The following is a 7896-nucleotide window of genomic DNA, read 5'->3' as shown; positions in this document are numbered from 1 at the left end:
CTCATGCGTTTTTTGCATGGCTCCGGCGGGTGTTTGCGGGCGGATCCCGCGTTTACGCGTGTTTATGCGCGTTTACGGCGGGTCTCAGCCCCTTCCTCCATGCGCGCAACGCCGATCTCCAGGCCATTCGCAGCCGCGGAAACCTTCACTTTCGCGCCATCCTTGATCTCGCCGGCCAGGATCCGGCCCGCCAGCACGTTTTGCAGCTCGCGCTGGATGATCCGCTTGAGCGGCCGCGCCCCGTAAACCGGGTCGTAGCCCGCATTCGCAAGCCAGGCCAACGCGGCGTCATCGAGCTCCAGCGCGATCTTACGATCGGCCAGCAGCTTCTCCAGCCGCTTGATCTGGATCGCGACGATCCCCTTCATGTTCGCGCGGCTCAAGCGGCGGAACAGCAGGATTTCGTCGAGGCGATTGAGGAATTCGGGCCGGAAATTCGCGCGCACGACTTCCATCACCGCCGCACGGACCAGATCGATATCCTCGCCCTCCTTCTGCTGCGCGATGAGCTCGCTGCCCAGATTGCTGGTCAGCACGATCAGCGCGTTCTTGAAGTCGACCGTGCGGCCTTGGCCATCCGTCAGACGCCCGTCGTCGAGCACCTGCAGCAGCACGTTGAACACGTCCGGGTGCGCCTTCTCGACCTCGTCGAACAGGATCACCTGGTACGGGCGCCGGCGCACCGCTTCGGTCAAAGCGCCGCCTTCGTCGTAGCCGACATAGCCCGGCGGGGCGCCGATCAACCGCGCGACCGAGTGCTTCTCCATGTATTCCGACATGTCGATGCGCAGCAGCGCACGCTCGTCGTCGAACAGGAACGACGCCAGCGCCTTCGTCAGCTCCGTCTTGCCGACACCCGTGGGGCCGAGGAACAGGAACGAGCCGATCGGCCGGTTCGGGTCCTGCAACCCCGCGCGCGCACGGCGCACGGCTTCCGCCACGGCGGCGACGGCTTCGTCCTGGCCCACGACGCGCGTTTGCAGCGTGTCTTCCATCTTCAGCAGTTTCTCGCGCTCGCCCGACAGCATCTTGTCGACGGGGATGCCGGTCCAGCGCGATACAACCGCGGCGATGTCCGCCTCGGTCACTTCCTCGTTCAACAGGCGGTTATCCGCGTCGTTCGACGCCGCCGCGAGACGCTTTTCGAGCTCGGGAATCGTCGAATATTTGAGCTCCGACGCGCGCGCGAGGTCGCCCTTGCGCTGCGCCGCATCGAAATCGGCGCGCGCCTGGTCGAGTTGTTCCTTAATGCGCTGACCGCCTTGGATGCTCTCCTTTTCGGATTTCCATTGGCGGGTGAGATCGGCCGATTTCGCCTCGAGATCGGCCAGCTCCTCCTCCAACGCGAGCAAACGCTCGCGCGATGCGTCGTCGGTTTCGCGCTTCAAAGCCTCGCGCTCGATCTTCAGCTGCACGATGCGCCGATCGAGTTCGTCGATCGCTTCGGGCTTGGAATCGACCGCCATGCGCAGGCGGCTCGCCGCCTCGTCGACCAGGTCGATCGCCTTGTCGGGCAGGAAACGCTCGGTGATGTAGCGGTTGGAAAGCGTCGCCGCCGCGACGATCGCCGCGTCGGTGATACGCACCCCATGATGGAGTTCGTATTTCTCCTTGAGGCCGCGCAGGATCGACACCGCGTCCTCGACCGTTGGCTCGGAGACCATCACGGGCTGGAAACGGCGCGCCAAAGCGGCGTCTTTTTCGATGTGCTTGCGGTATTCGTCGAGCGTCGTGGCGCCCACGCAATGAAGTTCGCCGCGCGCCAAGGCGGGCTTGAGCATGTTGGACGCGTCCATCGCGCCGTCGGCCTTGCCCGCACCGACAAGCGTATGCAGCTCGTCGATGAACAGCACGACATCGCCTTGCGCGTGCGAAATTTCCTGGAGCACGGATTTCAGCCGCTCCTCGAACTCGCCGCGATACTTCGCACCCGCGATCATGGCGCCGAGGTCGAGCGACAACAAACGCTTGTCCTTCAGCGATTCGGGCACGTCGCCGTTGACGATGCGCAAGGCGAGGCCTTCGACGATCGCCGTCTTGCCCACGCCCGGTTCGCCGATCAGCACGGGATTGTTTTTTGTGCGGCGCGACAGGACCTGGATCGTGCGGCGAATCTCCTCGTCGCGGCCGATCACGGGGTCGAGCTTGCCGTCGCGCGCGGCTTGCGTCAGATCGCGCGCATATTTCTTCAACGCGTCATACGCATCTTCGGCCGTGGCGCTGTCGGCCTTGCGGCCTTTGCGCACGGTCTCGATCGCCTGGTTGATCGCCTCGGGCTTCGCCCCGGCCTTCGCCAGAATATCCGCGGCGTTGCTGCCTTTGTTGACCGCGATCGCCAGCAACAGGCGCTCGGCGGTCACGAAGGAATCGCCCGCTTTGCGCGCGATCTCCTCGGCCGTTTCGAACAGCTTGGCGGTTTCGGGGGCCATATAGATCTGGCCTGCACCCGATCCTTCCACGCGCGGTTGTTTCGCGAGGGCCGCTTCGACCGCGTCGCGCGCGCGCTTGGCGTCGCCGCCCGCGGCGGTGATGAGGCCGGCGGCGAGGCCTTCCTCGTCGTCGAGCAGGACCTTCAAAAGATGTTCGGGCACGAAGCGCTGATGGGACGCGCGCTGCACCAAGGTCTGCGCGTTCAAAAGGAAGCCTTTGGCGCGCTCGGTATATTTGTTCAAATCCATGTTTCGTTTGCCCTTCTCGGAAGCGACAAGCTATTCGGGACCCGGTTTTCCAGCGTCCCATGCGAAATTTGGGCATAAGCCCCCCGCCCCGCAAGCCCTGCGACACTTGAGCCGCACGGGGCGCGGCCCTAGTTTGCCGCCATGCAAATCGCCGGAATTTACCGCTATCCCGTCAAAGGTCTCAGCGCCGAGGCGCTAACCCGTGTCGCCGTCGTTCCCGGCGAAGGCCTGCCGCTCGACCGGCGTTTCGCCATCGCGCATGGGGCGACCGCCTTCGACGCTTCCGCCCCCGCTTGGATGCCCAAGCATAATTTCCTGATGCTGGCGAAGAACGAGCGCCTAGCGAAGCTCGAAACCAGCTTCGACGCGGCGACGAATGTCCTGACCGTCAAGCGCGGCGGCAAAAAGGTCGCGAGCGGCGACCTGACCACGCCGACCGGCCGTGCGTTGATCGAGCAGTTTTTCGGCGCCTATCTGGAAGGCGAAACGCGCGGCAGCCCGAAAGTCGTCGAGGCGCCGGGGCATATGTTCTCCGACACCGCGCGCAAAGTGGTGTCGATCATCGGGCTTTCGAGCGTCGCGGATATCGAACGCGTGGCGCGGGCACCGGTCGATAAGATTCGCTTCCGGGCGAATATCTATTTCGCCGGCGGCAAGCCGTGGGAGGAGTTCGACTGGCTCGATCGCGAGATCGCGATCGGTGACGTGCGCCTCAAAGTCTACAAGCGCATCGATCGTTGTGCGGCGACGACCGTCAACCCGGCGACGGCCGAGCGCGACCTGCAGATCCCGCGCCTGTTGCAGCAGGGATTCGGTCATATCGATTGCGGCGTTTACGCCGAAATCCTGAACGCCGGGGAAATCGCGCAAGGGGACGCGCTGCGCCCCCTCTAACGCGGCAAGCTTAGTTCTCGCCGCCGCCCGGGGCGGTGAGGAACGAGGGCAGCGGACCGCCCTGCTGGATCGCCCCTTGCGGTGCCGCACTGGCGACATTCGGCAGATGCTGCTGAACATGCACGACGGCCGGGCCGTTATTCGGTGCCGCTCCCGGCTGCGGGCCCATGCCCGGGGCTTGTTCCATCCCCGGCTGACCGCCGCCTTCCGACGGCGCGAAGCCCTGCTGCGGCTGGCCCTGCTGGTAACCCTGCTGGGGCGGGCGCTGCTGCGGGAACTGTTCCTGGTTCGCATTGATCATGCGGAAATAGTGCTCGGCGTGCTGGTAGTAGTTCTCCGCCGCCACCCGGTCGCCCGAGGACGACGCGTCGCGCGCCAAGGCGAGATACTTCTCCAGCACCTGGAACGCATTGCCGCGAATGCGCACTTCCGGACCGTTCGAGTCGAAGGTCTGCGCGCGGAACGGAACGTTCGAGCGTTGCCCGCCGCCACCGCCACCACCACCGCCGCCACGATGCATGTTGCCGTGGTTCTGACCGCCGCCGTGATGCCCGCCGCGATTGTTGCGCTGCCGCTTCATTACCGAACTCCGGTTCCTTGACGTTCAAACGGCGAAATCGCCCGGACCTCCGGGGATTCGCCCATTCACCTTCGTAGCCTCGGGTGACCCGCGAGTCCCGCGACACAAGCACCCCGAGGGGCGATTCGGTCGGATCGGGATTTCGCGATGGCTAAATCGGCCGGCCCATCGGGCCAGGCCCATCGGCGCTTCCGGCTTAAACCCGGCGACGCCCTTCATTCGATCCCAAGCTAAAGCCCCCGCAATTTCTTTCCAAGCGCTTTTTTGCCGAGGGGTTTCAGGGGGTTGGCTTAGAGTCTGATCCGGTGGGATTGAATCACCTGCGTTGGGCGTCCGGCGCGCGCGATCCGCGAGGCGTGTCCCGAAGCCGATAGTGGTTCTATCGGCGAGGGGCACAACGAAGCGGGCGCCCGCCGGAACCCAACCCTTTAGGGCCGCGTTCTTTTGCGCCGCGGAGGGCGTCGAAGGGCTTGCGCGTAGAACCACTACGCGCCGCACCCTTCTCCTACCCGCGACGCAAAATCCCTGCGGCGCAGGCGGTTCAATCCCACCGGATCAGACTCTTGATGCGACAACGCAACGCGCAACGCCGCCCAAATCGCGGCGGATGGATTCGACCGTCAAACCCGCCGCCCGGCACAAAGCGGCGACGTCTTCGGCCTGGCCCATCCCCACTTCGAACACCACCGCACCGCCGGGAACGAGCAATCGCGGCAACTCGGCGACGATAAGGCGATAGCAATCGAGCCCGTCCTTGCCGCCGTCCAGCGCCTCGAACGGTTCGTAGTCGCGCACTTCGCGCGACAAATGCTCGATATCGCCCGTCGGGATGTAAGGCGGATTCGACAGAATCAGATCGAATTTCCCGGCGAGCGCCGCGGCCCAATCGCCGCACACAAAACCCGCCTGACCATCCAAGCGCAGCGCATGCGCGTTGCGCTTGGCGACGGAAAGCGCCTCCTCCGAGCGATCGACGCCGATTCCCATCGCGAAAGGCCGCTCGGACAGGAAGGCGAGCAGCAAACAGCCGCTGCCCGTGCCCAAATCGGCCACGCGCCAGGATTTGTCCCACGCGGCGCAACGCGCCAACGCGGCTTCGATCAACGTTTCGCTGTCCGGGCGCGGCACGAGCGTGGCCCCCGTCACCGCGAAATCGAGGCTCCAGAATTCGCGGCTGCCGAGCAGATAGGCGATCGGCGCCCCATCGGCACGGCGCTCGGCCAAAGCGCGCGCGAAAGCGGCGGATACGGCATCGACCGGCACTTCGGGCCGCGCGATCAATTGCTCGGTCGTCAATCCGGCCGAAGCGCCGACGATCAGCCTCGCTTCCAGACGCGGATTGTCGATGCCCGCCTCCGTCAACGTCGTGCGGATTTCGGTCAGCAGGCTTCCGGCGGGAACGGGCGGCAGATCGTTCACGGCAGCGACGCCAGCTTGGCGGCGCGGTCTTCGGCAATCAGCGCGTCGATGAAGCGATCGAGGCCTTCGCCTTCCATCATCTTGTCGATCTCATAGACCGTCAGATTGATGCGATGGTCGCTGACCCGGCCTTGCGGGAAATTATAGGTGCGGATGCGCTCCGACCGGTCGCCCGTGCCCACCTGGCCCTTGCGGTCGGCAGACCGGCTGGCGGCTTGGCGCTCGCGCTCGGCCTCGTATAGCCGGGCGCGCAGAATCTTCAGCGCCTTGGCCTTGTTCTTGTGCTGCGATTTTTCGTCCTGCTGCGACACGACCACGCCCGTCGGGATATGGGTGATGCGCACCGCACTATCGGTCGTGTTGACCGACTGGCCGCCCGGCCCCGAGGAGCGGAACACATCGATGCGCAGATCCTTTTCGTTGATCTGCACGTCGACTTCCTCGGCCTCCGGCAACACCGCGACCGTCGCGGTCGAGGTGTGGATGCGGCCTTGCGTTTCGGTTTCGGGGACGCGCTGCACGCGATGCACGCCGGATTCGAATTTGAGGCGCGCGAACACGCCGGCCCCCGAGATATTCGCGACCGCTTCCTTGAAGCCGCCCAAACCGGTTTCGGCGAGTTCCATCGTCTCGAACCGCCAGCCGCGCGCGGCGGAATAGCGCTGATACATGCGGAACAAGGCGGCGGCGAACAACGCCGCTTCCTCGCCGCCCGTGCCTGCGCGCACTTCCAGGATCGCGTTCTTCTCGTCGGCCGCGTCCTTGGGCAGCAGCATCAATTGCACGTCGCGCTCGCGCTCGGGCAATTTGGCTTTCAGGTCGAAATACTCGGCCTCCGCCATCGCGCGCATATCGGCGTCGCCTTCGCTGCGCAGGGTTTCGAGCTCCGCGAGTTCGGCCTGCGACTTGCGCAAGGACTGGACCGCCGCCACGACGGGTTCGAGATCGGAGAATTCCTTCGACAATTTGGCGAAGGATTTCGGATCGACATTGCCCGAGGCGAGCAGATCGCCCAATTCGCGCTGACGCGCGAGAACCTTGTCCAGCTTTTCCGCGAAACTCATGACTCGTCCGTTCTAAACAATCGCGCGACCAGTTGCTCGGCCATTTCGCGGGTCTTGGGATCGCCTTGGGTCAAGGCGCGCAATTCTTCCGAGGGCGCGTGCAGCAGGCGATGGATCAGCAATTCCGTGGCGCGCGCGGGATCTTGCGTTTCGGCGAGCACGCGCTGGCGTTCGCTTTCGAAACGCCGGCGCAACGCCACGATCGCGGGATTGGCGGCGCGCCCCGCCCCCTGGCGGCGGAAGGCGTCGAGTTCGCCGTCGACGATTTTCCACGCTTCGGCGAGCGAGGCTTCGCGCTCCGCCCGGCCTTTCAGCGCCAAACCTTCCAGATCGTCGATCGCGTAGCGGAACGCGCCGTCGAGCTTTTCGACCGCGCGCGCGATCTCCTCGGGCACGGCAAGGTCGAGCAGCAGGATCGGCCGGCGGCGGCGGCGCTTCAACGCCGCTTCGACGCGCGGCGCATCGAGCGTTTCCTGCCCGCGCCCCAGCGCCGAGAACACCAGATCGGCGGCGGCGAGCGCGTCGTCGAGTGCGTCGAACGCGACGGCCGTGCCGTTCAAGCGCCGGGCGAGATCGCCCGCGCGCGCCGCACTGGGGGTGGCCACGTTCAGCTTCTTCATGTCCGCGCGCTGGAAATGCTCGACCAGCGTTTCGCCCATTTCGCCCGCCCCGATCAGCAAGCCGGTGCAGGACGCGACATTACCGTGGACGTCGCGCGCGACTTCCGCGGCGGCGGCGGCCAGGCTGACCGGGCGTTCGCCGATCGCGGTTTCGCTGCGCACCCGCTTGGCGGCGGCGTAGGCGTGTTCGAGTGCGGCGTCGAGTTCGGGCCCGGTCAATCCCATCTCGCGCGACAAACGGTGCGCTGCTTTGAGCTGGCCCAGCACCTGCGGCTCGCCCACGACTTGGCTGTCGAGCGAGCACGCCACCGCGAAGACATGGCGCAACGCGTCGTCGTCTGACGCGACATAGAAGGATTCGCGAAGTTCGCCCGCATCCACACCGCCGCGCGGTGCCAACGCCGCCAGCACGGCCGCGCACGCCGCCTCGGGATCGTCGGCGGCGATCTGCAACTCGGTGCGATCGCAGGTCGACATCGCCACGGCTTGGCGCAAGCCGGCGCGCTTCAGGCTTTCCAACAGCCCGCGCATTTCCGCTTCCGGAACGAACAGCGCGTCGCGGAGCGAAGAAGATGCGGTTTTGTGATTGGCCCCCACCACGCATAGGCGGGGGCGCTGGGATGGCGCCGACATTTCGCGTC

5 protein-coding genes and 1 pseudogene are annotated in these 7896 nt (G+C 65.6%); 1 reads left to right on the top strand and 5 read right to left on the bottom strand.

Annotated features, from left to right (window positions below; translation table 11 throughout):
* Positions 1–62: 62 nt before the first annotated feature.
* Positions 63–2678: an ATP-dependent chaperone ClpB gene (gene clpB, locus J0H39_04810; GenBank protein ID MBN9496057.1), complete on the bottom strand. Its 2616-nt coding sequence runs from the start codon at positions 2676–2678 to the stop codon at positions 63–65.
* Between the two features lie 141 nt (positions 2679–2819).
* Between clpB and J0H39_04805 the strand changes: the two genes are divergently transcribed.
* A complete protein-coding gene (locus J0H39_04805) occupies positions 2820–3572 on the top strand; it encodes an MOSC domain-containing protein (GenBank protein ID MBN9496056.1) in 753 nt (250 codons plus the stop codon).
* Positions 3573–3834: 262 nt separating this feature from the next.
* Here J0H39_04805 and J0H39_04800 read toward each other — a convergent pair.
* From J0H39_04800 to J0H39_04785, 4 genes and pseudogenes are all read right to left on the bottom strand, one after another.
* Positions 3835–4152, bottom strand: a pseudogene (locus J0H39_04800) (DUF4167 domain-containing protein).
* A gap of 555 nt (positions 4153–4707) precedes the next feature.
* On the bottom strand, positions 4708–5538 hold the full coding sequence (gene prmC, locus J0H39_04795) for a peptide chain release factor N(5)-glutamine methyltransferase (protein MBN9496055.1): 831 nt from the start codon (positions 5536–5538) through the stop codon (positions 4708–4710).
* 29 nt (positions 5539–5567) lie between these two features.
* Positions 5568–6635 carry a peptide chain release factor 1 gene (gene prfA / locus J0H39_04790; protein MBN9496054.1) on the bottom strand — a complete coding sequence of 356 codons (1068 nt, stop codon included), beginning with the start codon at positions 6633–6635 and terminating at the stop codon, positions 5568–5570.
* Positions 6632–7888, bottom strand: coding sequence for a glutamyl-tRNA reductase (locus tag J0H39_04785; GenBank protein ID MBN9496053.1), 1257 nt, complete (start codon positions 7886–7888; stop codon positions 6632–6634). The genes prfA and J0H39_04785 overlap by 4 nt, the downstream gene beginning before the upstream one ends.
* Positions 7889–7896 lie beyond the last annotated feature (8 nt).

It is taken from the genome of Alphaproteobacteria bacterium, assembly GCA_017308135.1.
In the GTDB taxonomy this organism is placed as follows: Bacteria; Pseudomonadota; Alphaproteobacteria; order CACIAM-22H2; family CACIAM-22H2; genus Tagaea.
This window is presented reverse-complemented; position numbering and strand designations above follow the sequence as displayed.